The sequence below is a fragment of the Gemmatimonadaceae bacterium genome (assembly GCA_036504815.1).
Lineage (GTDB): Bacteria > Gemmatimonadota > Gemmatimonadetes > Gemmatimonadales > Gemmatimonadaceae > PNKL01.
In genome coordinates, this window is record DASXUN010000021.1 from 581,013 (window position 1) to 606,873 (window position 25,861).

Annotated in this window: 28 protein-coding genes; 17 read left to right on the top strand and 11 right to left on the bottom strand. The window is 67.6% G+C overall.

Translation table 11 applies throughout. The features are described from left to right. The first annotated feature begins 3 nt into the window (after nt 1-3). The 5 genes from VGJ96_12160 (at nt 4) to VGJ96_12180 (ending at nt 3,262) form a co-directional block, all read left to right on the top strand. The gene (locus VGJ96_12160) at nt 4-936 is read left to right on the top strand and encodes a proline dehydrogenase family protein (protein ID HEY3287862.1); all 933 of its coding nucleotides are present in this window, start codon (nt 4-6) and stop codon (nt 934-936) included. Further along, nucleotides 933-1,328: a hypothetical protein gene (locus VGJ96_12165; GenBank protein ID HEY3287863.1), complete on the top strand. Its 396-nt coding sequence runs from the start codon at nt 933-935 to the stop codon at nt 1,326-1,328. Before VGJ96_12160 ends, VGJ96_12165 begins: the two co-directional genes overlap by 4 nt. After that, nucleotides 1,325-2,260: a ribosome small subunit-dependent GTPase A gene (rsgA, locus tag VGJ96_12170; GenBank protein HEY3287864.1), complete on the top strand. Its 936-nt coding sequence runs from the start codon at nt 1,325-1,327 to the stop codon at nt 2,258-2,260. Before VGJ96_12165 ends, rsgA begins: the two co-directional genes overlap by 4 nt. A gap of 172 nt (nt 2,261-2,432) precedes the next feature. Then, entirely contained in the window at nt 2,433-2,729 is a 297-nt protein-coding gene (locus VGJ96_12175) for a zf-HC2 domain-containing protein (GenBank protein HEY3287865.1), read from the top strand. Beyond that, nucleotides 2,726-3,262, top strand: coding sequence for a MogA/MoaB family molybdenum cofactor biosynthesis protein (locus VGJ96_12180; protein ID HEY3287866.1), 537 nt, complete (start codon nt 2,726-2,728; stop codon nt 3,260-3,262). The genes VGJ96_12175 and VGJ96_12180 overlap by 4 nt, the downstream gene beginning before the upstream one ends. Before the next feature lie 105 nt (nt 3,263-3,367). Here the strand turns inward: VGJ96_12180 and VGJ96_12185 are convergent, their stop codons facing one another. The 4 genes from VGJ96_12185 to VGJ96_12200 all read right to left on the bottom strand — a co-directional run bounded on the left by VGJ96_12185 (nt 3,368) and on the right by VGJ96_12200 (nt 7,733). Further along, nucleotides 3,368-5,437 (bottom strand): M1 family metallopeptidase, encoded by a 2,070-nt coding sequence (locus VGJ96_12185; protein ID HEY3287867.1) that lies wholly within the window; start codon nt 5,435-5,437, stop codon nt 3,368-3,370. Nucleotides 5,438-5,578: 141 nt separating this feature from the next. Further along, nucleotides 5,579-6,001: an OsmC family protein gene (locus VGJ96_12190; GenBank protein ID HEY3287868.1), complete on the bottom strand. Its 423-nt coding sequence runs from the start codon at nt 5,999-6,001 to the stop codon at nt 5,579-5,581. A 96-nt stretch (nt 6,002-6,097) separates the two neighbouring features. Continuing rightward, on the bottom strand, nt 6,098-7,321 hold the full coding sequence (locus VGJ96_12195) for an amidohydrolase family protein (GenBank protein ID HEY3287869.1): 1,224 nt from the start codon (nt 7,319-7,321) through the stop codon (nt 6,098-6,100). A gap of 79 nt (nt 7,322-7,400) precedes the next feature. After that, on the bottom strand, nt 7,401-7,733 hold the full coding sequence (locus tag VGJ96_12200) for a tRNA-binding protein (protein ID HEY3287870.1): 333 nt from the start codon (nt 7,731-7,733) through the stop codon (nt 7,401-7,403). A 45-nt stretch (nt 7,734-7,778) separates the two neighbouring features. On the opposite strand from VGJ96_12200, the gene VGJ96_12205 reads away from it, so the two are divergent. After that, nucleotides 7,779-8,096, top strand: a complete 318-nt coding sequence (locus VGJ96_12205; GenBank protein HEY3287871.1) for a (2Fe-2S) ferredoxin domain-containing protein — start codon at nt 7,779-7,781, stop codon at nt 8,094-8,096. 4 nt (nt 8,097-8,100) lie between these two features. Here VGJ96_12205 and VGJ96_12210 read toward each other — a convergent pair whose 3' ends face one another. From VGJ96_12210 to VGJ96_12220, 3 genes are all read right to left on the bottom strand, one after another. Continuing rightward, entirely contained in the window at nt 8,101-8,754 is a 654-nt protein-coding gene (locus VGJ96_12210; protein ID HEY3287872.1) for a hypothetical protein, read from the bottom strand. A gap of 513 nt (nt 8,755-9,267) precedes the next feature. Then, complete coding sequence (locus VGJ96_12215) at nt 9,268-9,885, bottom strand: DsbA family protein (GenBank protein HEY3287873.1); 618 nt, start codon at nt 9,883-9,885, stop codon at nt 9,268-9,270. 728 nt (nt 9,886-10,613) lie between these two features. After that, nucleotides 10,614-13,463, bottom strand: a complete 2,850-nt coding sequence (locus tag VGJ96_12220; GenBank protein HEY3287874.1) for an insulinase family protein — start codon at nt 13,461-13,463, stop codon at nt 10,614-10,616. Nucleotides 13,464-13,575: 112 nt separating this feature from the next. On the opposite strand from VGJ96_12220, the gene VGJ96_12225 reads away from it, so the two are divergent. The 5 genes from VGJ96_12225 to VGJ96_12245 all read left to right on the top strand — a co-directional run bounded on the left by VGJ96_12225 (nt 13,576) and on the right by VGJ96_12245 (nt 16,671). Then, nucleotides 13,576-13,899 (top strand): (2Fe-2S) ferredoxin domain-containing protein, encoded by a 324-nt coding sequence (locus VGJ96_12225; GenBank protein ID HEY3287875.1) that lies wholly within the window; start codon nt 13,576-13,578, stop codon nt 13,897-13,899. 61 nt (nt 13,900-13,960) lie between these two features. Further along, complete coding sequence (locus VGJ96_12230) at nt 13,961-14,230, top strand: hypothetical protein (protein HEY3287876.1); 270 nt, start codon at nt 13,961-13,963, stop codon at nt 14,228-14,230. A gap of 197 nt (nt 14,231-14,427) precedes the next feature. Beyond that, nucleotides 14,428-14,607 (top strand): hypothetical protein, encoded by a 180-nt coding sequence (locus VGJ96_12235; GenBank protein ID HEY3287877.1) that lies wholly within the window; start codon nt 14,428-14,430, stop codon nt 14,605-14,607. A gap of 10 nt (nt 14,608-14,617) precedes the next feature. Further along, nucleotides 14,618-16,237 (top strand): amidohydrolase, encoded by a 1,620-nt coding sequence (locus tag VGJ96_12240; protein HEY3287878.1) that lies wholly within the window; start codon nt 14,618-14,620, stop codon nt 16,235-16,237. 32 nt (nt 16,238-16,269) lie between these two features. Next, a complete protein-coding gene (locus VGJ96_12245) occupies nt 16,270-16,671 on the top strand; it encodes a hypothetical protein (GenBank protein HEY3287879.1) in 402 nt (133 codons plus the stop codon). 23 nt (nt 16,672-16,694) lie between these two features. On the opposite strand, the gene VGJ96_12250 is transcribed toward VGJ96_12245, so the two are convergent. The 3 genes from VGJ96_12250 to VGJ96_12260 form a co-directional block, all read right to left on the bottom strand. After that, nucleotides 16,695-17,114 carry a hypothetical protein gene (locus VGJ96_12250; GenBank protein ID HEY3287880.1) on the bottom strand — a complete coding sequence of 140 codons (420 nt, stop codon included), beginning with the start codon at nt 17,112-17,114 and terminating at the stop codon, nt 16,695-16,697. A gap of 119 nt (nt 17,115-17,233) precedes the next feature. Beyond that, nucleotides 17,234-17,731, bottom strand: coding sequence for a hypothetical protein (locus VGJ96_12255; protein HEY3287881.1), 498 nt, complete (start codon nt 17,729-17,731; stop codon nt 17,234-17,236). A 141-nt stretch (nt 17,732-17,872) separates the two neighbouring features. Next, the gene (locus VGJ96_12260; GenBank protein HEY3287882.1) at nt 17,873-19,984 is read right to left on the bottom strand and encodes a dehydrogenase E1 component subunit alpha/beta; all 2,112 of its coding nucleotides are present in this window, start codon (nt 19,982-19,984) and stop codon (nt 17,873-17,875) included. Nucleotides 19,985-20,133: 149 nt separating this feature from the next. Between VGJ96_12260 and VGJ96_12265 the strand changes: the two genes are divergently transcribed. The 5 genes from VGJ96_12265 (at nt 20,134) to VGJ96_12285 (ending at nt 23,931) form a co-directional block, all read left to right on the top strand. Next, a complete protein-coding gene (locus VGJ96_12265; protein ID HEY3287883.1) occupies nt 20,134-20,787 on the top strand; it encodes a hypothetical protein in 654 nt (217 codons plus the stop codon). Nucleotides 20,788-20,810: 23 nt separating this feature from the next. Next, the gene (locus VGJ96_12270) at nt 20,811-21,203 is read left to right on the top strand and encodes an NFACT RNA binding domain-containing protein (protein ID HEY3287884.1); all 393 of its coding nucleotides are present in this window, start codon (nt 20,811-20,813) and stop codon (nt 21,201-21,203) included. 109 nt (nt 21,204-21,312) lie between these two features. Continuing rightward, a complete protein-coding gene (locus VGJ96_12275; GenBank protein HEY3287885.1) occupies nt 21,313-22,218 on the top strand; it encodes a hypothetical protein in 906 nt (301 codons plus the stop codon). Between the two features lie 12 nt (nt 22,219-22,230). Next, nucleotides 22,231-23,289 carry an alpha/beta fold hydrolase gene (locus VGJ96_12280; GenBank protein ID HEY3287886.1) on the top strand — a complete coding sequence of 353 codons (1,059 nt, stop codon included), beginning with the start codon at nt 22,231-22,233 and terminating at the stop codon, nt 23,287-23,289. A 240-nt stretch (nt 23,290-23,529) separates the two neighbouring features. Continuing rightward, nucleotides 23,530-23,931: an HNH endonuclease gene (locus VGJ96_12285; protein ID HEY3287887.1), complete on the top strand. Its 402-nt coding sequence runs from the start codon at nt 23,530-23,532 to the stop codon at nt 23,929-23,931. Between the two features lie 117 nt (nt 23,932-24,048). Here the strand turns inward: VGJ96_12285 and VGJ96_12290 are convergent, their stop codons facing one another. Next, nucleotides 24,049-24,912 (bottom strand): methylated-DNA--[protein]-cysteine S-methyltransferase, encoded by an 864-nt coding sequence (locus VGJ96_12290; GenBank protein ID HEY3287888.1) that lies wholly within the window; start codon nt 24,910-24,912, stop codon nt 24,049-24,051. A 160-nt stretch (nt 24,913-25,072) separates the two neighbouring features. Between VGJ96_12290 and VGJ96_12295 the strand changes: the two genes are divergently transcribed. Beyond that, nucleotides 25,073-25,825 carry a hypothetical protein gene (locus VGJ96_12295; GenBank protein ID HEY3287889.1) on the top strand — a complete coding sequence of 251 codons (753 nt, stop codon included), beginning with the start codon at nt 25,073-25,075 and terminating at the stop codon, nt 25,823-25,825. Nucleotides 25,826-25,861: the final 36 nt, after the last annotated feature.

A 25,861-nucleotide genomic window follows, 5' to 3' on the forward strand; every position in this document is an offset into this window, starting at 1 on the left:
CTCATGCTACGCTCGAGCCTGATCTGGCTCTCACGCCAGAAGTCCATCTTCCGTTTCGTCCGCAACAACGGCTTCGCCAAGAAGGTCGCCTCACGCTTCATCGCGGGCGAGGATATTGGCGCGGCGTGCGACGCCGTCGCCGTGCTCAACACGCAGGGCGTGACCGCCTCGCTCGACCAGCTGGGCGAAAGCGTGACCAGCGAGGCGGAAGCGCGCGAGACGGGACGCCGTTACCTCGAATTGCTTGACGAGATCAACCGGCGCGGCCTGAACGCCAACGTCTCCGTCAAGCTGACGTCGCTGGGACAGGACATCAGCGACGCGATCTGCGAGGAGATCACGCGGTCCATCCTGTCGCGCGCGAGGCAGTATGGCACCTTCGTGCGCCTCGACATGGAAGGGAGCGACTACACCCAGCGCACGCTCGACTTCTTCTCGCAGCGGCTCTACCCCGACTTCCGCGAACACGTGGGAATCGTGCTGCAGACCATGCTGCGACGCACGGCGCAGGACGTGGCGTGGGCCAACGAGAAGCAGTGCCGCGTGCGCATCTGCAAGGGCGCGTACCTGGAGCCGGCGAGCGTGGCCTTCCCCGACAAGAAGGACGTGGACCGGAACTACGTGGAGTGCGCCAAGTCGCTGATCGAGCACGGCAACTATCCCGGCATCGCCACGCACGACCCGGCGATCATCACCGAGCTCAACGCCTGGGCCAAGGGCAAGGGGATCAATCCGGACCGGTTCGAGTACCAGATGCTGTACGGCGTGCGCCGCGACCTGCAGGAGCAGCTGGTCAAGGACGGCTGGCGCCTGCGCCTGTACGTTCCGTTTGGCACCCAGTGGTATCCCTACCTGATGCGCCGGATGGCGGAGCGCCCGGCCAACCTGTGGTTCATCACGGGCAACGTGCTGAAGGAGACCTTCAAGTCACGGTGAGTCACGGCCGCTTCCTTCCCCCGGACTATTCGCGCGGCGACGAGAACACCGTCGGTGGCTTTGCGGCGGTGCATGGCCGGGCCGCCGCGCTGGAGGGGAAGGACGGCCTCTCGTATTCGCTCGAACTCCTCACCGATGAAACGGGTGATCCGGCGCGCCCGCACGGCGCGTTCCTCGTCTTCCTGCAGTGGCGGCGCATCGGCGAGCAGGGCGTCGAGGGACATCTGGAGACCGATTTCCTCACCTACGCCGACACGCCGGAGGCGGCCCTGCGAGCGGCGGCCGCCCTGCCGCTCACGGAATGCCAGCGCCTGCTGGATGCGCTCGTGGCGGCGCGCGATGGCGATCGCAGCCGCCGCTGGTTTGACGTGATGCGCGAGGACGACGCGTGACCGGTGCGATCACCCGGCGCGGCGTCGTCCTGAGCGGCACGGGCGGCGTCTGGCACGTGCGTGCCCAGGACGGCTCCGAGCACGACGTCTCGCTGCGGGGACGCCTCAAGCAGGGCGGCAAATTCGACAAGCTGGCCGTGGGCGATGACGTGGACATCGCCGAGGATGTGCGCGGGGGCTCGTGGAGCATCATCGGCACCCATCCGCGCCGCACACAGCTGGCGCGGCGCGCTCCCGGCGGCGCGCGCGGCGAGCGCGTGGTCGTCGCGAACGTGGACCAGGTGGTCATCGTCTTCTCGATTGCCAAACCCGAACCGCACGTCCGCATGATCGACCGGTTCCTGGTGATCGCCGAGGGCAACGACCTGGCGGCGCGCCTGGTGCTGAACAAGGTGGACCTGGCCGACGACCTTGCCCCGGTGGACGCGCTGGCCGCCGAATACGTGCGGGCGGGCTATCCGGTGCACCGGACGAGCGTGAAGCAGAAGGTGGGACTTGATGAACTGCGCGCCGTGCTGGTGAACCGCGTCACGGCGCTCACCGGGCCGAGTGGCGTGGGCAAGTCGTCACTCATCAACGCGCTCTACCCGGGGCTCAACCTGCGCGTCGGCGAGATCTCGGAATCGGTGAACAAGGGGCGGCACACGACCGTGGGGGCGGTGCTGGTTCCGCTGCCGGGCGGCGGTTATGTCGTCGACACGCCGGGGCTGCGCGAGGTCGGGATGTGGGGCCTTCCCGCCGAATCGCTCGATCACTGTTTCCCGGAGTTCCGCCCGGCGCTCGGCGAGTGCCGATTCCAGGATTGCCGGCATCTGGCCGAGCCGGCGTGCGCGGTGCGCGCGGGCGTGGCGGCGGGGACGATCTCGGCGGCGCGGCACGAAAGTTATGCCAAGCTGCTGGCGGAGCTGGAAGCGGCGGAGCGGGCGTACTGATGGGTGCAGGGTGCAGGGAGCAGGGTGTGGTGCGGGGTTTGGGGTGCGGAGTGTGGTGCAGGGAACGGATGCGATGCGGGAGCGCTTTAGGCATAGGGCACGTGTTCCGCCCCGGATGGTCGCACCGGGTTGACGCCCGACCGGCCGTAGAACCCGACGTCGGATTCGTGCCATGACGCACTTCCCCAAACGCCAGCGCGTGCGCTTCACCATGCGGCCGGCGGCCGCCTCGATTCGCTGCCGCGACGCAGCGAACCTGCTGTGGGAGTACATTGATGGAGCGCTCGACGCCGAGCGCGCCGCGGTCATTCGTGGCCATCTGCACGCGTGCACATCGTGCCGCGAACGGCACGACGGAGCGCGGACGCTCCTGCTGCGGATCGGGCGCGCCCACGTGAGGGAGCGCGCCCCCGATACGCTGCGGGAACGCATCGATGCGCTGTTGCGGGAACGAGGAACGCAGTCATGACCCCAGCCGACGACCACTCGGCGAGCACGGCGGCCCATCGGACCGAGGCAGCGCAGCGGGACGGTGCCCGCTGCCTGGTCTTCACGATCAGTGATTCGCGCACGGCGGCCACCGACGAGTCGGGGGCGCTGATTGAACGGCTGCTGATCGAGGCGGGGCATGTGGTGGTCGCGCGCCAACTGCTGACGAATGACGAGACGCCGCTGCGCACCGCCCTCGCGTCGGGACTGGAGCGGGCCGACGTGGATGTCGTGCTGTGCACCGGCGGCACGGGCCTTGGCTCGCGCGACCGCACCATCGACGTGGTGCGTCCGATGCTCGAGCGCGAACTCCCCGGCTTCGGCGAACTGTTCCGCTCGCTGAGCTACCTGGAACAGATCGGCGCCGCCGCGATGCTCAGCCGGGCGCTCGCCGGCGCCGCGCGCGGCAAGTTCATCGTCGTGATGCCCGGCTCACGCGCCGCGGTGAACCTGGCGATGACGCGGCTCATCGTCCCCGAGCTCAAGCACGCGCTGCGCGAGTTGAGGCGCTGAGGGTGGCGGCGTGTGCCAACCGACCCGCCCTGACGAATGCCTTACTCCAGCATCCGTCAGGGCGGGTCGGTCGTCACACGCCTTCTGTGAAAAGAGAAAAAGCGACTACGGCAGCGGCGCCGCCGCGGGCTTCTTCCAGGTGTTGTTGGAGCGATTGACGTCCGCGAAGACCTCGTCCGGATCCACCACCACCTGCGCGATGTCCTTGCTCGTGAACTTGCCGTACGTGAATACCTTCTCGTTCGCGCGCCAGATGTCGGCCGGGAGCTTGACGCGCTCCGTGGTGCCGTCGGCGTAGGTGATGTCCATCTCCACCGGCATCACGATGCCGCCCTTCTGCTCGATGGTGATGCGGTAGTAGCCGCTCCCCTTCGATTCGTCGCCGACCACTTCCTTGGCGTTCTGCCGCTCGACGCCGGTGACCGTCTGGTCGTTGTTGTAGCCCGTATAGAACCAGCCGCGCCAGAACCAATTGAGCGACTCACCGAGCCCGTCTTCCATTGAGCGGAAGAAATCGGCCGGCTGCGGGTGCTTGAACATCCAGCGCTGGCTGTAGCCGCGGAACGCGTCGTCGAACGCGTCCTTGGCGACGATGTGCTCGCGCAGCATCACGAGACCACTGGCCGGCTTGGTGTAGCCGTTCGGGCCGAACGTGTTGCGCAGGTTCACGTCGGAATGGGCCATGATCGGCACCGCATTCGACATCCGCATGAAGTTGGCGATGCTCTTCGGGTTGCCCGGCAGGCGCATCGCCGGCCAGTCCTTGTCGAAGTCGATGGAGCCGTAGTGCTCGAGGAACGAGTTCAGTCCCTCGTCCATCCACGTCCACATCCGCTCGTCGGAGGCGACGATCATCGGGAACCAATTGTGCCCGACCTCGTGGATGGTTACCGAGGCAAGCGAATACTCGAGCGACTTGTCATACGTGCCGTCGGGGCGCGGGCGCGCGCCGCAGAAGGCGATCATCGGGTATTCCATGCCGCCCACCGCGCCGTGCACGTTGGACGCCTGCGGGTACGGATACTCGAACGCCATGCGTCCGTAGGTCACCATGGTCTGCGCGATGGCCTTGGTGCTGATCTTGTTCCAGACCGGCATCCCCTCGCGCGGATAGACCGAGTGCAGCTCGATGGTCCTGCCGCCCTTGGCATACCGGAAGCCCATCGCGTCCCAGGCGAAGCCGCGCGACGACGCCCACGCGAAGTCGCGCACGTTCTGCGCCGTGAAGTGCCAGGTGAGATTGCCGGTCCCGGCTGGCCGCACGGCCGGCGTGGCGATCTCTTCGGGCCTGATGATATAGACCGGTGTGTCGGCGGCGAACGCCACCTTCAATCGCTCGCGCTGGGTCGCGGTGAGCACCTCGGCCGGGTTCTGCAGCACGCCGGTGGCGCGCACGATATGGTCGTGCGGCACGGTGATGCTGACATCGTAGTTGCCGAACTCGAGGTAGAACTCGCCCATGCCGAGGAACTGGTTGTTCTGCCACCCGTTCACGTCGTCGTAGACGGCGGCGCGTGGGAACCACTGCGCGTTCAGGTACTCCCACCCGTCCTTGAGCTTCTCCTTCTGGCCGCGGCCGTTGCGCCCGCCGTTGGGGACTTCGTGCGACCAGTCGATGGCCACCTGCACCTTCTGCCCGGTGCCGAGCGGCGCATCGAGGTTCACGCGCATCTGCGTGCCGTTCATCGTGTAGCGCGCGTCCTTCCGCTTGCCCTGCGCATCGACGAGCTGCACGCGGGCGAGCGTGTAACCGAACTCGGTGTCGCTCATCAGGAAGCGGCGGAAGCGCGGGTCCATCCCCTTGGGAATGGCGCCGGACATCGCGTTGGAGCGCGAATCGGCCTTCTCGATGTTCTGGTCGAGCTGGAACCAGAGGTAGGTGAGCTTGTCGGGCGAGTTGTTGTGGTAGGTCACCACCTCGCTGCCGTTCAAGCGATGGGTGGTCGTGTCGAGCGACGCCTTGATGACGTAGTCCACCTGCTGCTGCCAGTACCTGGCGCCGGGAGCACCGGACGCCCGGCGCACGTCGTTGGCCGCCGGCCAGTCCTCGAGCGCGCGGAAACTGGATTGGTTGACCTTCTTCGACGTGTCGGCGTTGAGCCAGACCTGCGCCGATGCCTGCCCCGCGAACGGCACGGTGAGCGCGAGGGCGAGGACCAGGGGAGTAGCGCGCATGGCGGTGAAGCTCCGGTCAGGGTAGGGAACGTTCTACTACGTGCCGCGCGCACGCCGTGCTGATGCACCGCGCGGCGGCATCCATCATTAGACAGGCAGACGCGGCATGTCGTTTACTACGACACCGCCGGCGGAATTGGTTCAGGCGCCATTGACGATCACCGACCAGGTGACCGGAACCTCGGGATCGAGGGAATCGCGGACGCTGCAGTACTTGGTGACCGCCAGTTCGACCGCGCGCTCGGCGTGCGCGCGCTCGATCCCCGCGCCGTCAATGCGATACACGAGGTGCGCCTTCACCACACGCCGCGGCACCCCTTCTTTTCGCTCTCCCTGCACCTCGATGCCGAACGATTCCACGGGCGTGCGGCGCTTGGCCAGGATGTCCACCACGTCCACGCCCGTGCAGGCGCCGAGGGCGATCAGCAGCGTGTCCACGGGGCCAGGGCCGGTCTGGGCCGAGGCGTCAATGCGAATCTGCGGACCGCCGGGACGGCCGGCGTCGAAGCGGTGGTCGCCGGCCCAGTTGAGTTGGACGCCGTTGTCGGCGCGGATTTGAGTCATGAGTGGGGCGCGAGTGATGGCGGAGGGCGGATGGCGGATGGCGGATGCCTGCCAGCTACCACATGCTCGGAATCTCTCCCGTCTCCCGTCTCCCGTCTACCGTCTGCCAAACGGCAGTCGATTCACCGCCACCTTCCCATTGCTTACGACCACCAGCGCATCCTGCAGTGCGCGCGCATCCTCGAGCGGATTGCCCTCGACGACGATCAGATCGGCGTCGAGACCGGGGGCCAGGCGGCCGGTGCGGGTGGAGACGCCGAGCAGTTCCGCGGCCACGGTCGTCGCCGACTGCAGCGCTTCCAGTCGCGTGAAGCCGAGTTCCGTGAAGCGCAGGACCTCGTGGCTGACTCGGCTCAGCGATTCGGGGCGATAGTCGGTGTCCACACCCGTGGCGATCGGCACGCCGAGCGCCTTCGCCGCCTTGATGACCTGATTGGCCCGCGGGATCATGAACTGTGCGCGCAGGGTGAGCACCGGATCGTCGTAATCGCCGCCCGGGAGGCCGAGGTCGTACAGCGTGCTCAGCGTCGGCACGAGGTATGCGCCCTTCGCCTTCATCAGGCGGAGGGTGCTGTCCGACAGGAACGTGCCGTGCTCCACCGACTTGGCCCCAGCGGCCACTGCGGCGTAGGCGCCTTCGTCGCCGTGGGCGTGCACCATCACCGGCACGCCGCCGGCGCGGGCTTCGTCGACGATGGCACGGATTTCCGCCTCAGTGTAGACCTGCTTGCGCGGGTCGGTGTTGGGGAGGCCGGCACGCTCGGTGCCGCGCGTCTTGATGACGTCCACGTGATGCTCGAGGTTCACGCGCACGACGCCGCGCAACGCCTCGGGAGTGCGCACGCCGCTGGCGTAATAAGCGCCAAGCTTCGGGTCGGCGAGCACGGTCTCGCCAAGGTCGGGGGTCACGAACACCCCCGCGGCGACGACGTCGGGACCGGCCAGCACGCCGTTCTTCACCAGTTCGCGGAGCGCGACGTCCTCGTAATGCGGCACGCTCGCGCTGCGCACCGTCGTGACCCCGCTCTCCAGCGCGCGGCGCGCATTGGCCAGCGTGGCGATGTGCGTGTGCGCGTCAATCAGCCCCGGGGTCACGTACCGCCCGGCGGCGTCGATCACCGTCGCGCCGGCCGGCACCGCACCGTTGGGTGTGATGGAGACGATGAGCCGCCCCTGCACGACGACCGTGGCATTCGCCGTGATGGCCCCGTTCGTGACATCCACGACGTTGGCGTGGGTGATGGCGAGTTGGGCGCGCGCGGGGAGCGCGGTGAGCGCCGCGAGGGCGGCGACGAAGAGAGTGCGTGGGAGGCGGACCATGACGGTAGACGGTTGACGGTGGACGGTGGAGGCCAGCGGGGAATCTCTACCGTCTACCGTCCACCGTCTACTGTCACTCTCACCCAATCCGCACCCCATTGGCGACCGGATGGTCCACGGCGAGCAGGACGACTTCGGTGGGCTGCGGCATCGCGCCGAGCACGAGCACTTCACTCGTGAAGCCAGCGATGTTGCGCGTGCCGATGTTCGTGACGGCCACCACCTGGCGGCCGATCAGCGCCTCCGGCGTGTAGTGCATCGTGAGCTGGGCGCTCGACCGCTTGATGCCAAGCTCGGGGCCGAAGTCGATCTCCAGCCGGATGGACGGTTTCACGGCGCGCGCGAACGGCTCGGCGCTCAGGACGGTTCCAACGCGGATGTCGATGTCAAAGAAGTCGGCGGGGGTTGGCATTCGCCCAAGCTACCGAGGCCCAAAGCCCGTTGCTAGCTTGCTCGTATGGGCCAATACGAGCATCACGTCTTCGTCTGCACCTCTGGAAAGACCTGCCCGACGCAGGATTCCAAGGACGTCTTTCAGGCTATCCGCACCGCCGTCGTGGATGCCGGCATCAAGGGGCGGGTGCGCGTGAACCACTCCGGCTGCCTCGGCCAGTGCGGGCACGGCCCGATGGTGGTGGTCTACCCTGAGGATGTCTGGTACTGCGCGGTGAAACCGGGCGATGCGTCGCGCATCGTCAGCGAGCACCTGCAGGGCGGCCGACCCGTGGAAGACTTGCGCTACATCGCGCCGCCGGGCGACAACAAGCTGCCGTAGCCGCCTACCGTCTGCCTCCCGTCCAGATCGCAACGATTCCGCAGGCTCCCTTCTGCGCCGCGCCTGTCAGGGGAATCATCTCAGCCGGTGCGTTGGCAGCGCTTTGGTAGATTTCCACGGCAGCGATCACGCTCGCATCGATCAGGTCATCAAGCGCCACGATGGCACGTTCGCTGGTCGGGTCTTCGCGGCATCCTCGGCCGCATCCCGCGCCTCCCCTGGGCATCTCCGGTCGTTGCAGGATCCCGTCGATGAAGACGCTCATTTTGCAGCCGCCCCGACCCAGCAGGTATGTCTGCGAGGACGAGGTGCCCGTCCGCACCGGGTTCACGAATCGTCGGCCGAAGAAGAGGTCAGTCGTGCGCACGCCTCGCCGGGAATCAAGTTCCTCCGGTGTTATGAACTCGGCGCTGAAGGCGCCACGCTGTACTCGGATGATGCGGTCGTAGAACCCCGTCTTCTCCAGCGGCGACGGCCATCCTTGCCCAGTGATCTCGACGGGGGAGAGAGTCTGCACCAATGGATGCATTGAGACGGCTACCTGACCAGACGCTAGACCGACACGTCCGAAGAACGGCTTGTACCCCATGCGCCGCACAGAGAGCGTGATCGAATCCCGGATCGCACCCAGGGACACGCGCCCGCTGTCATCTGTCACGCGGGGCTGGCCTCCCCCCACTGCCACCACCGCGTGGGCAATAGGGGTGCCGTTCGAGTCGCGAACGTGGACCGTAACGGTGGTACCTTGCGCAGAAAGTACGAGGCTGCCTGCTGAGAGTAGCGCCGAAATCCAAGGGAGCAACTTCTGCAGAGGCATGGGATGATAGCCCTCATGATTGCGCACTCACCCTGATACATCGTAGAGCGAGACGTTGATAATGCTGCTGAGTTTCGATCCGTGGGCGCATTTCCGGCGTGCACACGTGAGAAGAGAAAATGCATCGAGAGATCGAGGCGCCCGTGCCGCTTCGCAGGGGGACGTCAGCAGTTCCGACGAGCGAACGTGCGGTGCAGTCGTTAGATGGAGATATGCCATTTGCCGTCGTCGAGCAAGTTCCTCATGGAGTTCGGCCGACCACCACGATGCTATCGGACTGCACGGCGTCGAGCCTTCTCCTTCACGAGCATCTGGTCTAGTTCTTCGAGACTTGGCGGTTGCGAGTATAGGTACTCATTCACCAAGACGGTCGGGGTCTTTGATGCCCAATCTTCGTCCGAGCGCGATACCTTCTTCAACGCCGGGAATGGGATTCGTTGCTCTATTGCACGTCGCAAACGCCACGGTATCGACCACCCCGGCTTTGCGTGCTGCTTCAGTCCACGCGAATAACCCGAGAGAATCCTGTTGTGCGAATAGGTACCGAAGCATCGGAGAGAAGCGTCCTTGTAGGCGGGCACATTCCAGCGCACGAGCCGCGGGACGAGCGAAGCGATGTTGCGAGAGGGGGAAATGAAGCGTGAGAATGGACGCGTCGTCACCGACTCGCTCTTTCCATTCTGCCAGTGTTTGAGCGAGGTGCTTGCAGTAAGGGCACTCGACGTCGACGAACGATGCGACAATGACAAGCGCATTCGTATCGGGCGCTTCGCGAGCGACGCGCATGACTTCTTGCCATTCGGGAACACGACGTGGCTCGACATAGGTTGCCTGAGCGCGTTCGACTTGTCGCGCAGGTGCAAAGAACTCGCGGCGCACGACTGTCGCGATGACGAGTACGGCACAAGCGAGAACCGCCAGATTGGCCAGAAGCTCCCCCCGAGACGAACCGCGTGAAAGGTACCTGGTCATTGGCAACCCGATTGATTGTCAACTTGCGGAAGGTCCCACGGTCCGCTCGCGGGACGCTGGCGGCTACTTCATTGGCTCGTAGCAGACTATACGGGGCCAGCTACCGCACGGCGTTCCGTGCGGATCGTCAGTACACCCACCCGCGTATGTCCACCAGCCGCACACTTGCTGGCAGCTAGCGTCGAAGATGGTAAGGTCAAGCGGGCAGCCCATCTGGGACCAGCAGAAGCCACACTGGTCCGGCGCAGCCTCAGCGGGTTGTTCGGAGAACGCAGTTGAGGTGAAATAGAGCGCTGCGATTACGCCGAGACTAAGCAGTCTGCGGAATTGCGCGCGAAGCGTCGTCATACGAAAACCTCCCGTGCAGAAAGTCCTCGATACCGAGCGGTAGCGGACGCACCGTGCTCGATCTTCTGTTGCAGGCGTCAGAGCGGCGTCAAATAGGCATCAACGAGGCATCAGACGAGGCGACCGCCCGTTCCTCGACGAGGAGACCGAGGAAATGGGCTGCACCGGTCGTGTTGCGTCGCGCGGTGCGACACGGGGGTGCGTGGAGAGCACGGACGTCGGCTGCGTTGCCGCGGGTGCGCGTCAGTCGAACAGCGCGGCGTGCGGCACGACCGGCACACGGTTCGAGGCGTGGAGCCCGGCGGTAGTTGAAGCGCCTCAGCACCCGTGCTGTAGCCGCCATGCGCCGCGCTGAAGGCACTGCGCGTCACAAAGCAGGTCTACGGTGCGTTACGGTCCGGCAGCAGCGTAAACCGCGCGTACTGCGTCATGTCGAGATACCGCCGGGCGGCGTCGCGCAGCTGCTCGCCCGTCAGCCGCTGCACCAACGACGGGTACTGCACCGTGGCGTGCTGGTCGCGGTCATCCTCGTCGTGATCGCTCATCCAGCGGATCCACGCGGCGTTCTCGCGCAGGCCGGTTTCGTGAGCCCGTAGCAGTGTCTCGCGGATCTTCGCCATCTCGTCGGCGGTGGGCCCGGCGCGCTTCACCGAATCGATGACGGCAAACGCGGCGGCGGCCAGTTCGTCCACGCGCTCCGGCGCCGAGCCGAAGCTGAGCGTGACCTCATAGCGCTTGTACGGAATCCAGCTCCCCGACGCACTGACACCCACGCCGTACGTCCCGCTCTTGTCTTCGCGCAGCGCGTCGCGCAGGCGCATGTCGAGGAGCTGCTGCAGAGCGTCGAGCTGCAGCCGGTTCTCCCACGAGTAGTCGAACGGGCCGTGGAAGGTGATCCGTGAGTACGCCTTGGGCGCCGTCCCCTTGCGTACCTCACGCGTGACCACCCCCGAGGGCGGGCGGATGCCGCGGTCCACGAAATTCTCAGCCGGACCTCCTGTCGGGAGGGCGCCGAGGTAGCGCTCGACCAGCGGCCGGATGCCGTCGAGCGTGAAGTTGCCGACGAAGTAGAAGGTGAAGCCGTTGAACGAGGCGAAGCGCTGCTTGTACAGCGTGTACGCGCGCGGCACGTCGAGCGAATCGAGCAACTCGGGCTGGAACAGCCGCACCCGCGGATGGTAGTTGGCCATCACGAGGTCCACCGTGTCGCCGAAGGCCTGCTCCGGCGTATTGCGGCTGTTCTTCATCTCAGCCTTCATCATCGCGCGCCCCGCACTGAACAGCGCGGTGTCGAGGCGCGGCGCCGTCGCCTGCAGCCAGAAGAGCTCGAACATCGTCGGCAGGTCGCGAGGCGACGCCGAGCCGTAGGCCGATTCGCCGGTCTCGCTGACCGAGACGCCGGCCGAGGCCACCTTGCCCGTGAGCATCCGGCGCAACTGGTTGTCGCTGAAGTCGCCGGCCCCGCCGAGCACGAAGTCCGCGAGCGTTGCGACCTTCTGGTCGGCGTCCGAGAGCACGGAGTAGCCGCCGGGGCGGCGCCCGCTCATCAGCACCTGATCGTTCTTGAAGTCGGTCGGTTTGAGGAGGACGCGGATGCCGTTCGACAGCGTCCACTCGGTGATCCCGAGATCGGCGATGGTGCTGGTCTTCACCACCTTGCCCGGCGCGGGTGGCTTGGCGACGAGCGGTTGATTGGCGGCCGAATCCACATAGGCGGTGAGCGCCTGCCGCTGTACCTCGGTGAAGACGGCCCTCAGGGCGGAGTCCGTCGGGAGTACGACATCCGGACGTGCCGGCGCTCCGACGGCAATGGTGCGATTCCCATCGGGCATCCAGTTGGCCGGGGCGCGATTCACCTCGTCGAGGGTGATGCCGGGGAGGAGCGCCATCGCCAGCTGTAGCACCTGCTCGGCGTTCGCGATCGTCCCTTGGCGTAGCTGGAGGGTCACCAACTGGTCGGCATAGACGCGCGAGTCGGTTTTGGATGCTTCCGACACGCTCCGCTCAAACGAGCGCAGCAGGCTGACCTTTTGCCGATCCAGTTCGGTGGCCGTGAAGCCGAAGCGCTTGGCGCGCTCGATTTCGCCGAGCGTGGCGGCGAGTGCGTCGGTGAACCGGCTTTCCTTGACGATCGCCGCGGCAGTGAACGCGTCGGCGGTGGGGATCAGCGAACCGATCCCCGCAAAGGCAAAGGCGAACGGCGTGCTCTCGCGCTGGGAGAGTTCGCCGAAGCGCTGGCCGAGGAGCGAGTTGTAGATGCGCGAGACGACATTCGCGCGCCAGGCGCCGACCGTGCCGCGCGGCCGCGGCGGCAGCAGCCAGTCCACCTGCACGATGCTCTGCGGAAACTCCTTGTCGGAGGAGATCACCACCCGCGTGTCGGTGTGGCTGGGGCCATTAAAGATCGGGCGCGGGCGCGGCGTCGCCGGATTGCGCAGCGCGCCAAAGCGGATGCGGATGGCGCGCTCGACCGCGGCGACGTCGAAGTCACCGACGGCGATCACCGCCATCAGGTCGGGGCGGTACCAGTCGGTGTAGAAGCGGCGGGTTGCGGCGACCGTGGCGCTGTCGAGGCTCTCCCTGGTGCCGATCGGCTGGCGGTCCGCGTAGCGCGAGCCGCGGAATTGCTCGGCGAACTGCCGGTCCGAGATGCGCTGGCTCGCGCTCCGTCCCAGTCGCCACTCCTCGATGAGAACACCGCGCTCCCGTACGAACTCCGTGCTGTCGAACGTGACCGCCGACGCCCAATCCTGGAGCACGTCGAACGCCGTGTTCAGCAGGGCGGCGGTGTCGGTGGGGATCTGGAGCATGTACACGGTCTCGTCGAAGCTCGTGTACGCGTTGAGGTCGGCGCCGAAGCGCATCCCGCTGCGCTCGAGAAACGAGATGATGTCCTGCTTGGGGAAGCGCCACGTGCCGTTGAAGGCCATGTGCTCCACGTAGTGGGCGATCCCGCGCTGGTCGTCGTCCTCGAGGATCGACCCCGCGCGGACGACCAGACGAAGTTCGGCGCGCTTGGCCGGCTTCTCGTTGCGGCGCACGAAGTACTTCAGGCCGTTGGGGAGCGTGCCGCGAACGACGGCCGGGTCGACGGGGAGCGAGTCGGTCAGCGCCGGCAGCGCCTGGGGCGCCGTGGGCGCCTGAGGGACCGCAGCGGGTTGCTGCGCCCCGGCGGCACTCACGACGGTGAGTGCGCCGGCGACGATCCAACGGAGGTGGGTTCTTCTCATCTGAGGAGGATGAGCGGTGCCATCGCATCGGGCAAGCGGCGCCAACGCGCGGGGCGGATAGATTGGTGGGAACCTCCTGCCCCGCGCCATGCACGATCACCAGCCACCCCTCATGGAGCCGTACGCCCGCCACGTGCTCGTATGCACGGGCGGCTACTGCTCATCGGACCGGCGGGGACGCGCCATTTACGCGCGACTGGCCAGCCTGCTGCAGCGCGAAGGACTCCTCTTCGGCCCGCGGCGCGTAAAGCGCAGCGAGGCGCCCTGTCTGGGCGTCTGCGCCGGCGGCCCGATCGTCGCGGTCTACCCCGACGGGATCTGGTACGGCGGCGTCACCCCGGAGCTGCTCGAGCGGATTGTCGTCGAGCATCTCCGCGACGGGCGCCCGGTGGAGGAGGCCGTCTTCCACCGGCTGCTGCCGCCCGCCGCACGGTGACCGCTTGCGGTCAGCGCGAGGCACCGCCAGATATAGGCAACGCATCCCGTAGAGGAAGTCTGTGTCCGACGTGCTGTATGAACGCACGATGCCTGAAGGTGCGACGGTGCGCATCCGGCGGCTGACTCCGCAGGAAGGTGTCCCCGTCCGCGCGGTCATCGAGGTGGACCGGCGGAATTCCGGCCCGCGGTCGATCGACGCCCATCGCTCGCCGCCGGCGCTGATGGCGGTGGAAGGGGAGACCGAGCAGAACGTGGTGGCCGCGCTGTTGCCGTTCGTCGAGGAAGATGCCGCGGTGGCACGGCTCCTCGCGCAGCGCACGGCGCTCTGAACCCGGACCGCCAGCCCCTTTCCCCGGGCGGCGCGGCCGTGCGATACTCCACGTAGTTCATGCCCAAACCCTTCGATGCCCGCAGCCAGCTTCTTGGCGTTGCCCGGCGGCTCCTCCTCGAGGGGTCATCGTCCCCCGTGCCCGCCCTGACCACCGATCCGCCACGGCTGACCCCCGTGGCCTTGGAGAATCTCCGTATGTCCCGCTCCCGCGAACGCATCCTCGCCAATCTCGACGACATGTACCGCGAGGCCTTCGAGCGCGCCAAGGCTACCGAGGACGAGGCCGGGATGAAGGCGCTCGACTTCTCGTACCGCCGCGAGCAGCTCTACTTCGAGATCCTGCTCGACGTGCGCGACGCACTCGAGCGGCGCTGACGGGGGCGCCATGCATCCTCTCGCCCAGACCGCCGTGATCAGCCTTGCCATCGTCAACGCCCGCGTCTGGACGGGCGACTCGCGCCGCCCATGGGCCGATGCCGTCGCCGTGGACGGCGCCCACATCGCGGCCGTGGGATCGAGCGCCGAGGTGCGGAAACTCGCCGGCGCCGGCACGCGCCTCATCGATGCCCGCGGGGCAATGGTCGTCCCCGGCTTCATCGACGCGCACGTGCACTTCCTCGAGGGCGGCTTTGCCCTGCAGTCGGTGAAGCTGCGCGATGCGAAGACGAAGGCCGAGTTCGTTCAGCGCATCGGCGACTTCGCCAAGACGCTTCCGGCCGGCGCCTGGATCCTCAACGGCGACTGGGACCACGAGAACTGGGGCGGCGAACTCCCCACCCGGCAGTGGATCGACGCGGTCACGCCCAACAATCCCGTCTGGATCAACCGGCTCGACGGGCACATGAGCCTCGCCAACTCGGCGGCGCTCAACGCCGCCGGGGTGACGCGGGACGTGAAGGACGTGAGCGGCGGGACGATCGTGCGCGACGCGTCGGGCGAACCGACGGGGATCTTCAAGGACAACGCGATGGGCGTGGTCGATCGCGCCGTCCCGCCCGCCAGCCCGGAGATGATGGATCGCGCCCTGCGCGCGGCGATGCAGCACGTGAACGAACAGGGCGTCGTGGCGGTGCACCACATGGGCGGCTGGGGCGATCTGGCGACGTTCGAGCGCGCGCACGCGGCGGGAACGCTGAGCACGCGCATCTACGCCTCGGTGTCGCTGGCGACGTGGAAGCGGCTCGCCGACACCGTGAAGGCGCGCGGACACGGCGACGACTGGGTGCGCATCGGCGGACTCAAGGGATTCGTGGACGGGTCCATCGGCTCGCACACGGCGGCGATGCTCGAACCATTCTCCGACGCCCCCAACGATCGCGGCCTGATGGTGAACAGCGAAGCCGACCTGTACGCCTGGACGTCCGGGGCGGACAAGGCCGGGCTGCAGGTGCTCGTGCACGCCATCGGTGACCGGGCCATCCGCGTCCAGCTCGACATCTTCGAACGCGTGGCCCGGGAGAACGGCGCTCGTGACCGGCGCTTCCGCATCGAGCATTCGCAGCACATCGCGCCGGCCGACATCCCGCGGTTCGGCGCCCTCGGCGTGATCCCGTCGATGCAGCCGTATCACGCCATCGACGACGGGCGCTGGGTGGACAAGGTCATCGGCCCCGAGCGCGCCAAGGGAACGTACGCGTTCAAGTCGCTGCTCGATGCCAAGGCGAAACTGGCCTTCGGCTCCGACTGGTTCGTGGCGCCTCCGACGCCGCTGATGGGGATCTACGCGGCCGTCACGCGCCGCACGCTCGACGAGAAGCGCCCGGGCGGCTGGGTCCCCGAGCAGAAGATCACGGTGGAGGATGCGCTGCGCGCATACACCAGTGGCGCGGCGTACGCCGGGTACGCCGAGGGCAATCGCGGCGTGCTGAAGAAGGGGATGCTGGCCGACCTCACGATGATCGATCGCGATCTCACGAAGGTCGCTCCCGAGACGATCCGCGACGCGAAGATCGTGCGCACGATCGTGAACGGAAAGCTCGTCTACGAGGCGCTGGAGACGAAGTAGTCGCGAGGTCACTGAGGGTCGCGGGAGGACGTATGCGCCGTTCCGCACTGTCGTATGCCGTCGTCGTGCTCGCCGTCGCGCTCAATGCCGGATGCCGGGCGAGCCCGCCGGGCGCGCCACCGGCGCGGTCCGACCAGCAGTCGATCACCCGCGAGCAGATCGAGGACCCGCGGTACTCGTCGGCGTACGACGTCGTCAAGGATTTGCGCAGCAACTGGCTGAACGCGCGAGGGGCCGCGAGCCTGCGGACGCGCGTGGAGGTGCAGGTCTACCTCGACGGCGTGCACCTCGGCGGTGCTGAGATGCTCAAGACCGTCTCCACGCCGGCCATCCAGTACATCCGGTACATCAACGGCACCGATGCCACGACGCGCTGGGGCACCGGGCATGGACGCGGGGTGATCTTCATCGGCACCGGGTCGCCGCGCGTGTAGACCTGCCGCGCGTCTGGCGAGTGTTATGCCGGCGGAATTGCCGACCCCTGCGTGCCGACCTTGGTGCTGACGTAGATCGCGCCCGCGCCGTGGTCCATTCCCCACCGCGACGTGGCATCCGGCCCGTTGTAATACCGGATGTACTGGATCGGCAGCGTCTGCACGGTCGAAAGGGAGGAGACGTCGCCGAGGCGCACGCCGTCGAGATAGACCTGAATGACCGAGGGATACCGGACGCTTTCGGGGCGCACCGTGTTGAGCCACGTCCCGCGCAGCGTCTTCACCGCGTCGTACGCGTTGGTGAACTGTCCCTGGAGGATCTGCTCGCGGGTGATGAGCGCGGCGTCGAACCGGGGACGGCTGGTCGGTGCGGCGTTGCCGGAGCAGGCGGCGGTGAGCGCCGTCCACGTGACGGCGAAACGCATGATGGTGCGACGGCGCACGATTTCCCCCGGGGAGGCAGCGTGGGTGTGACGAACTCCTCAGGATGCGCCGACCGCACGAGCGAATCAAGTGGCCGCCGAATCGTCACACCGGCGGACCGGGAGGGTTCGCGTGGCGCCTACGGCATCGACAGCGCGTGGGCGAGTTCCTGGCCCTTCTTGTCGCTGAACGCCCCCGTCGTTCGCCAGAGCACGTGTCCCCCGCGGTCCACCACCAGTACGTGGATCTCCCGCTCACTCGCGATGCCCAGCGCGCGCTTGAACGGGTCCTTGTCGAGGTAGAGCGTGATGGTCCGCTCGCGGGCGCCAAGGTCGTCAATGCCGCGACGCATGCCGCCGTCGATCATCCAGCGCATCGGGGTGATCATGCGCCTGATGGTGGGAATCTCGTAGTACTCGGTCCCCGGCGTCCGCGCGACGAGCGGCTTCACGAACGGCACCCACGTGTCCACGTCCTGTTGCTGCTGCCGCTGGAACGCGATGAACACGACGTTGCGCTCGCCGGCAAAATCACGGGGAAGGGTGAAGGTCTTCCGCTCGAGATTCTCCGACGTGACGACGGGGAATCGTACGCTGTCGGAGGCGAGGGCGAGGCAGAGTGAGAGTGCGGCAATCATGGAGATGGTGGATGGCAGAAGGCGGAAGGCGGATGGCAGAAGGCGGATGGCGGATGTTCATCTCACTAACGATTGAGGGCCGGGAGAGAGTTCCTCTCCCGGCCCTCATCTGCCATCCGCCTTCTGCCATCCGCCATCCCTCTAGTAGCGCACAATCTCCTGATACGCTTCGAGGAACGTGGCCGTCTGCGGCAGTATCGCGTCCTCAAGGGAAGGCGCATACCCCACCCACACGTCCTGCGATGCCACGCGCTTGACGGGCGCATCGAGCCAGGCAAAGCATTCGTCAGCGATGCGCGCGGCGATCTCGGCGCCGTAGCCCCACGAGATAGAATCCTCGTACGCGACGATCACGCGCCCCGTCTTTCGCACCGACGCGTAGGCCGTCTCCTGGTCCCACGGCTGCAGCGTGCGGAGGTCGATCACCTCCACGCTCGGCCCACCCGCATCGGCCGCCTGATTGGCCGCGGCCAGCGCGCGCTGCACGGTGGCGCCGTACGTCACGACGGTGACGTCCGTCCCCTCGCGCAGGGTCTTGGCCTTGCCGAAGGGGATCATGTAACCCGGACCCGGATTCCGCCCCTTGTTGTACGTCTGGCGGTACAGGTGCTTGTGCTCGAGGAAGATCACCGGGTCATCGCAGCGGATCGCGGTGCGCAGCAGGCCGTTGGCGTCGAGAGCCGTGCTCGGACAGACGACGCGCAGGCCCGGGCAGTGCGTGAAGAGCGACGCGCCCGTCTGCGAATGGTAAATGGCGCCGCGGATGTAGCCGCCGTACGTCGTGCGCACGACGATCGGCGACTTGAACGCGTTGCTCGACCGCCACCGCATGGTCGCCAGTTCGTCGCGCAGCTGCATGTATGCAGTCCAGATGTAGTCGAAGAACTGGATCTCGACCACCGGCTTGAAGCCGCGGTGCGCCAAGCCGATGGCGCGGCCGATGATGTTGGCTTCGGCGAGCGGCGAGTTGTACACCCGCGCGCCGCCGAACTCGGTCTGCAGCCCGTGCGTCGCCTTGAAGACGCCGCCCTTCCCCTTCACCTTGCCCAGGTACTGCTCGCGCGAGACGTCGGCCACGTCCTCGCCGAAGACGAGGATGCGAGGATCGCGCCGCATCTCCTCCTTCATGGCCGAGTTGATGAGGTCCACCATCGTCGTCGGCTCGCCGGCGAACTGCGGCGCATCCTCGGTGTCGAAGGCGGCGCTCGTCGGGTCGACGTCGGGCGAATAGAGCGCCCACAACGCCGTCTCCGGCGCCGGCTGCGGCTGCAACAGGGCGTCGTCGGTGGCCGCGAGCACCTCGGCCTCCACCGACTCCTGCACCACCGCGATCTCGGCCTCGGTTGCATGCCCCTCGGCCACCAACCACTTCGGGAACGTCAGGATCGGATCGCGCGCCGCCTCGGCTTCGCGTTCGTGCGTTGGCTTGTAGAGGATCTCGTCGTCCGACAGCGAGTGCGAGTACGGGCGGATGACGTGCGCGTGCACCAGGGCCGGCCCCTTGCGGGCGCGAGCGTAGGCGACGGCCTTCTTCATCACCTCGAGCGACGCGACGAAGTCGCAGCCGTCCACTTCCTGGATGTACAGCCCCGGGAAGGAGGCGACGAGCTTGGAGATCGAGCCGCCGGCGGTGTTCACTTCCACCGGGACGGAGATGGCGTAGCCGTTGTCCTCGACGAGGTACACGACCGGGAGCTGCAGGTTGGCCGCCGTGTTGAGCGACTCCCAGAATTCGCCCTGCGACGTGGTGCCGTCGCCCGTCGAGATGAAGACAACCTCATCACCGGCGAAGCCGTCGGTGAGCCCCGTCAGTTTGGCGCGCAGCGACCCTTCGGCCGCGCCCACGCCCTGCAGGAACTGCGTACCGGTCGGCGACGCGGAGGTGACGATGTTGGCCCGCTTGAGCCCCCAGTGCGACGGCATCTGGCGGCCGCCCGAATTGGGATCGGCCGCGGCCCCCACGGCGCTGTACAGCATTTCGGCTGCCGTCATTCCCAGCTGCAGGCAGAGCGCGCGGTCGCGGTAGTACGTGTAGAACCAGTCGTAGCCCGTCTTGAACGCGAAGCCGGCAGCGGTCAGCACGGCTTCGTGGCCCGCTCCCGAGATCTGGAAGAAGATCTTGTTCTGCCGCTTGAGCTGGATCTCCTTGTCGTCGAGGCGACGCGACAGGAGCATCGTCCGATAGGCGGCCAGCAACTGGTCGCGCGTCAGGCCGTGCGCCGCGCGGCGGTCCGTCTTGGGAGAAGCAGCCATGGATTGGGGCGTTCGGGGGCCTGCGATGGCATATGCGCCACGGGGATCCCGAAAAATAGTCCCGTGTGGAAGGGAGGGGGAGCCACTGCCTTGACTGATTGGCGCTTTCGACGAATATCTGCGTGACCTCAAGCCCCCCGAGTCCCCCTATGCGCCGTTTGCTGCTTGCGCTTCTGCTGGGTGCCGCGCCCCTGAGCGCCCAGTCCGCCCCGGCCCCCGCCAACTGGCAGTGGCGGCTCGATGCGTCGTCGCCGCTCGTCAACGGAACCAGGACGCCGCCCGGCGATTCGGGATGGTTGTTCGTTGACATGGCGCCCGGGTGGCACGTGACCATGGGACCGGGCGGGTTTCTGTTCGATCCGGCCAACGTCGCTGGCGGCCGATTTGCGGTCGAAGCCGAGCTGATCGCCTTCCCGTCCTCGACCAACGAACCGTTCGGCGTCTTCATCGGCGGGCACGAGGAGGCGACGGGGGCCAGCGTGACTTCATTCCTCGTGCGACGCGACGGGCGATTCGCCGTCGTCACCGTGCGGGATGACCAGCGCACGATGGTCAGCGAGTGGGCCGCGAGCGAGGCGCTCAAGCCACTGGCCGCCAACGGGAGCGTGCGGACCACGCTGCGCGTGCTGGCCGAGCCCGACTCGGTGCACTTCTACGTCGACGGTGTCCGGCTTGGCGCCTGGCCGCGCGGCGCGATGAGCGTGGAGGGCGTGTACGGCTTCCGCATCGGCCGCGGCGTGAACCTGCACATCACCAACCTCGACCACACCCGTCGGCACGCGCCGTATCCATCGCGCCGGTAGGCGCGCGGCAGTAGCGTACAGGGATGCCGAGCAAGGGACGCGCGTACCGCACCGTCGAGGTCGAGGGCTTCGAGGTCCTCGTCGGAAAGGCGGCGAAGGACAACGACTACCTCACGCTGAAGGTGGCCACGCCGCACGACCTCTGGCTGCACGTCGCCAGCGTCCCGGGCAGCCACGTCGTGGTGCGCAATCCGGACCGGCTGCCGGACATCCCGAAGTCCGTCGTCGAGCGCGCCGCCGAGTATGCCGCGTTCTACAGCAAGGCGCGGGAGGCGCGCGGCAAGGTGGAGGTGCACGTCTGCTGGGCGGCCGACGTGAGCAAGCGGCGCGGCGCGCCGGCGGGCGAGGTCGTGCTGCGCCGGTGGGACCGAATGAAGGTGTATCCCCGCGCGCTGGCCGAGGGGGATGATGAATAAGTATCACTTTGCTACTATATTGACGCTCGCGCTCGCCGCCGCCTGCAGCGGCGCCCGCCCGGGCGGTGCGCCCGCGCCCCGGCCTGCGCCGGCTGGCCCTCCCGTGCCTGTGAGTGTGTCCCCGGCGTCCACGCCGGCAGCGGTCCAGCCGTCGCCGGTCCCGGCTCCGGCTCCGCAGAATCCGTCGCCCATGCAGGAACGCACGCGCCGCCACGAACGGCTGCTGCAGCCGCGGACCGCCGATGCCGGCGTGAACCTGACCATCGACAGCCTGCTGCCGCGCCCCATCGAGATCTTCATCCCGCAGGGCGCCCTCACCGCCGACTCGGCGCCGTTGCTCATCCACTTCATGGGCGCCACCTGGGTGCCCAAGCGCGTCGTCGCGACGATGTCGCGGCCGGTCGTCGTCGCCGCCGTCTACCTCGGTGCGGGCTCCGCCGTCTATGCGCGCCCCTTCGCGCGCGACACGCTGCTCTACGGCCGGATGCTCGACACCATCGTCGCGCGCATCGCGCAGGTGACGAGCGCGCCGCGCATCAGCGGCCTCTACCTGAGCGGCTTCAGCGCCGGATACGGCGCCATTCGCGAGATCGTGCGCCGGCCCGCGAACCTGCCGCGGGTGGACGGGGCGCTGCTGCTCGACGGTCTCCACACGGGGTATATCCCCGACCGCAAGCCGCTGGCCGACGGCGGCGCGATCGACACCACGGAACTCGTGCCGTTCGCCGAGTTCGCGCGACTCGCCGCCGACGGCCGCAAGCGGTTCATCGTCACGCACAGCGAGATCTTTCCTGGCACCTTCGCCAGCACCACCGAGTGCACCGACTGGCTGCTCGACGCGCTGCAACTGCGGCGCAACCCGGTGCTGGAGTGGGGGCCGATGGGCATGCAGCTGCTCAGCCGCACCACGAAGGGACGTTTGGACGTCATGGGATTTGCCGGCAACACCGGTCCCGACCACATCGATCACTTTCACGGCATGGCGCCGTTCCTCGAGCGCCTGCTGGCGCCGTAACCGGAGCGTTCAATGCGCACCATTCATCCGCTGCTCGTCCTCGCCTTCAGCGCCACGGCGGCGCTCGCCCAGGGGAAGCAGGGCGACTACGTGGCCAGGAACTTCCAGTTCACCACGGGGGAGGTGCTCCCCGAACTGCGCCTGCATTACACGACGTTCGGCACGCCGCGGCGCGATGGCGCCGGCGTGGTGCGCAACGCGGTGATGATCCTGCACGGCACCGGCGGGTCCGGGCGTTCGTTCCTGTCGCCGACGTACGCCGGCGTGCTGTTCGGGCCGGGCCAGCTGCTCGACACGGCGCGCTACTACATCGTCCTGCCCGACGGAATCGGGCATGGCGGGTCGAGCAAGCCGAGCGACGGCCGGCATGCGAAGTTCCCGCACTACACGTACGACGACATGGTGCGCGCCCAGCACCTGCTGCTCACGCAGGGGCTCGGCGTGAATCACCTGCGCTTCGTGATGGGAACGAGCATGGGGTGCATGCACGCGTGGGTGTGGGGGTACACATACCCCGACTTCACCGACGGTCTCGTCCCGCTCGCCTGCGCCCCCGCCGCCATCGTGGGGCGCAACCGGATGATACGGAAGATGATGATGGACGACATCCGCAACGACCCGGGCTACAAGGACGGGGAGTACACCGAGCAACCCAAGGGACTGCGCGCGGCGCAGCAGCTGCTCTTCATGATGGGGAGCGCGCCACTCGTCCAGCACGCGCAGGCCCCCACGCGCGCCGCCGCCGACTCGATCATCACGGCCTATCTCGATGCGCGCATGCGGACGACGGATGCGAACGACATGCTGTACCAGTTCGACGCGTCGCGCGACTACGATCCGTCGCCGCACCTGACGCGCATCACCGCGCCGGTGCTCGCCATCAACTCCGCCGATGACCAGGTGAACCCGCCCGAGCTGGGGATCGTGGAGCGCCTGATGCCCCAGGTGGCGAAAGGGCGGTTCATCCTGCTGCCGATCACCCCGCAGACGCGCGGGCACGGGACGCATTCGGTGCCGGCGATCTGGGGCGGCTATCTGGCCGAGTTCCTGAAGGGTCTGCCGGAACGCTGAGCGACTTGCGCCAATTCGTGTTACGAAGCAAATCTCTGCTCGTCCATATGACGAAAGCGGGTTCCTGACCGGGAACCCACGTCCATGGAGGCAGATGGCCGTTTTGAACGGACACCCCATCCAGCGACGATCGCCGCGTCCACCGACCCAGGACGCGGGCTGGAGCCTCCTCCCCATCAGCCACGCCCCGCTCGGGACCAGTGTCCCGGAGTGGGGCGTCGTCTTTTCCGGCGAGGTGCAATGTCTCATCGGAGCTTGTACCGGTTCGCACTGGCTCGTTCGCCCCGTGGCCTGGCCCGCCGTCACGACCACGGCGTCCCCCATCAGAAGCGGCATGTCAAGCGCGCCACCTTTCGTGACTGTGGCCGTCGCTGTGTCTACTGTGCGGCGCGGCTAGGGCTCGAGGCGGCGACCCTCGACCATGTGATCCCGCTCTCGCGCGGCGGGAATCACCACCCGGGCAACCTCGTGGCGGCGTGCATCCAGTGCAACCAGCTGAAGGGATCGATGCTCCCCATCGAGTTCTTCACGCGCTATCCCTGGGCCGGACAGAACTTCATGCGCTACGCGCGCGCGGCGCATCGCAGCGTCAAGCGCGGCGCCCGGCGGGCGGTGAGTCTGGCGTTTGCGAAGGCGGCGTAGCGAGGGGCGGAGTTCGGCGTGGCAGCAGATTGAAGGCGGAAGGCGGATGGCGGAATCAGGCGGTGCGTGAGGACCTTTGGGCGCCTCCGCGCCGCCTTCGCTCTTCAGCGGGTTCGTCTATCCGCCATCCGCCGTCCGCCCTCTGCCATCTTCCACCCGCAGTAGAATTTCCTTCCGCTCCAGCCCCCACGCATACCCGCCCAGTCCGCCGCTCTTGCGGATCACCCGATGGCACGGGATGAGCACGCTCACCGGGTTCCGTCCCACCGCGCTCCCGACGGCCCGCACTGCCCGCGGCTGTCCGATGACCCCGGCGATCTCCTCGTAGGTCGTCACCGTACCCGGCGCGATGTTCAGCAGCGCGGTCCACACCTTGAGCTGGAAGTTCGTCCCGCGCACATGCAGCGCGAGCGGTCCATTGGGCGTGCCGAGCGCGCCGAGCGCCTGCCGCGCGGCGCGGCGCGTGCGCGCCGTCGACTCCACGAGCGTCGCCGCTGGCCACTCCGCACGGAGCCGGGCGACCGCGGCGAAGCGAGCCGGCTTGGTATCGGCGAACTGCAGCGAGCAGATGCCGAGCGGGGTGACCGCCACGAGCGCCGTGCCCAGCGGCGACGGGTGGAAGCCCCACGCGATCTCAACGCCCTGGCCGCCGCGCTTCAACTGGCCGGGGGTCATCGCCTCGGCGTGCACGATCAACTCGTGCAGGCGCGACGGATTCGACAGCCCGGCGTCGAGGGTGGTGGGGAGCGCGGCGCGATGCTCACGCAGCAGCGAACGCGCGAATTGCGCCGTGGCCTGCTGGAGGAACCGCTTGGGGCTGATCCCCACCCAGCGCGTGAAGAGCCGCTGAAAGTGCGACTCGCTGAGACCGATGTGTCGCGCGACGTCCGCCAGCGAGGGTTGGTCGCGCCAGTGCGCGTCCAGATAGCTGATGGCGCGCGCGATGCGTTCGTAGTCAGCGGCGGCGGTGGCGGCGGTCATGCAAGGAATTGTACGCTATCGCGCGGATTTGGCGACACACCGACGCGGCGCGCATGCCACTGTGCCGGCGTGAGCCACGCGACAGGGCCATAGCGACGCCATCCTTGGCCCCGCGATCGCCTGGTTCGTGAAAGAACCACGAATGCAGGGAGATGCGACAATGACCACCCACACCTTTCGCGGCTGGAACCGTGCCGCCTTCGGCGCGCTGCTTCTCATCCTCGCCGGCGCGTGTTCCGATGTGCCCTCGGCGCCCATCCGGCACGTGCCGATTCCACAGCTTCCCAATCCGTTCGCGCCGCGCGCCGCTGATGTGCCCATGCTCGACGCCGGGCTTCCCGCCCTCCTGCCGGGTGAATCGGTTCGCCGGCGCTCGATGCGCGGCGCCGACGGCCGGATGATGCAGGTCGAATCCTTGATCGGCCGCAACGGCCGCCCGCGCGCCACGCTCGTCCGGCGTGACGGGGCGGTCCTGATCCGGGTAGACAACGACTGGTCGGCCGCGGCCGGCTGGGATGACGTGGTGCAGCGGGTGACGGTGCGCGGCGCCGACGGACGCATTCGCACCTTCAGTTCGCGTGACATCTCGCCCGCCGAACGCGCCGCCGCGCGCGAGAAGGTGCGTCTGGACGCGGTCCGTGCGTCAATGCCAGCGACGGCCGGGCGCACTCGCGCGCTGATGGAAGAGTCGGGTGTCTGCGATGCGCAGGTGAAGGCCGCCGATATCGCGACCTGGCAATACACCGTCGCGGGGGCAGCGGTGCTCGCCGTGAGCCTGACCGGAAATCCGCTGGCGGTCATGGCGGCCGCCTCGGCCTACCTCGCCGCGTACGCGAATTACGAGAGCAAGCAGGCGGACCTCGACAAGTGTGTCGCCGCCGCTGGCAAGCCGCCGACGGTGGATGAGTATTGATCAATGTCTCGCGCGAGCCGGCGCCGTGGCGCCTCC

Coding starts and splice junctions, on each gene's coding strand:
- VGJ96_12260 (HEY3287882.1), bottom strand. CDS start 19,984: ATGGCTGCTTCTCCCAAGACGGACCGCCGCGCGGCGCACGGCCTGACG.
- VGJ96_12225 (HEY3287875.1), top strand. CDS start 13,576: ATGGAGCCGTACGCCCGCCACGTGCTCGTATGCACGGGCGGCTACTGC.
- VGJ96_12195 (HEY3287869.1), bottom strand. CDS start 7,321: ATGGTCCGCCTCCCACGCACTCTCTTCGTCGCCGCCCTCGCGGCGCTC.
- VGJ96_12200 (HEY3287870.1), bottom strand. CDS start 7,733: ATGCCAACCCCCGCCGACTTCTTTGACATCGACATCCGCGTTGGAACC.
- VGJ96_12185 (HEY3287867.1), bottom strand. CDS start 5,437: ATGCGCGCTACTCCCCTGGTCCTCGCCCTCGCGCTCACCGTGCCGTTC.
- VGJ96_12220 (HEY3287874.1), bottom strand. CDS start 13,463: ATGAGAAGAACCCACCTCCGTTGGATCGTCGCCGGCGCACTCACCGTC.
- VGJ96_12285 (HEY3287887.1), top strand. CDS start 23,530: ATGTCTCATCGGAGCTTGTACCGGTTCGCACTGGCTCGTTCGCCCCGT.
- VGJ96_12295 (HEY3287889.1), top strand. CDS start 25,073: ATGACCACCCACACCTTTCGCGGCTGGAACCGTGCCGCCTTCGGCGCG.
- VGJ96_12290 (HEY3287888.1), bottom strand. CDS start 24,912: ATGACCGCCGCCACCGCCGCCGCTGACTACGAACGCATCGCGCGCGCC.
- VGJ96_12280 (HEY3287886.1), top strand. CDS start 22,231: ATGCGCACCATTCATCCGCTGCTCGTCCTCGCCTTCAGCGCCACGGCG.
- VGJ96_12190 (HEY3287868.1), bottom strand. CDS start 6,001: ATGACTCAAATCCGCGCCGACAACGGCGTCCAACTCAACTGGGCCGGC.
- VGJ96_12240 (HEY3287878.1), top strand. CDS start 14,618: ATGCATCCTCTCGCCCAGACCGCCGTGATCAGCCTTGCCATCGTCAAC.
- VGJ96_12270 (HEY3287884.1), top strand. CDS start 20,811: ATGCCGAGCAAGGGACGCGCGTACCGCACCGTCGAGGTCGAGGGCTTC.
- VGJ96_12265 (HEY3287883.1), top strand. CDS start 20,134: ATGCGCCGTTTGCTGCTTGCGCTTCTGCTGGGTGCCGCGCCCCTGAGC.
- VGJ96_12255 (HEY3287881.1), bottom strand. CDS start 17,731: ATGATTGCCGCACTCTCACTCTGCCTCGCCCTCGCCTCCGACAGCGTA.
- VGJ96_12180 (HEY3287866.1), top strand. CDS start 2,726: ATGACCCCAGCCGACGACCACTCGGCGAGCACGGCGGCCCATCGGACC.
- VGJ96_12245 (HEY3287879.1), top strand. CDS start 16,270: ATGCGCCGTTCCGCACTGTCGTATGCCGTCGTCGTGCTCGCCGTCGCG.
- VGJ96_12160 (HEY3287862.1), top strand. CDS start 4: ATGCTACGCTCGAGCCTGATCTGGCTCTCACGCCAGAAGTCCATCTTC.
- VGJ96_12235 (HEY3287877.1), top strand. CDS start 14,428: ATGTCCCGCTCCCGCGAACGCATCCTCGCCAATCTCGACGACATGTAC.
- VGJ96_12175 (HEY3287865.1), top strand. CDS start 2,433: ATGACGCACTTCCCCAAACGCCAGCGCGTGCGCTTCACCATGCGGCCG.
- VGJ96_12205 (HEY3287871.1), top strand. CDS start 7,779: ATGGGCCAATACGAGCATCACGTCTTCGTCTGCACCTCTGGAAAGACC.
- VGJ96_12215 (HEY3287873.1), bottom strand. CDS start 9,885: ATGACCAGGTACCTTTCACGCGGTTCGTCTCGGGGGGAGCTTCTGGCC.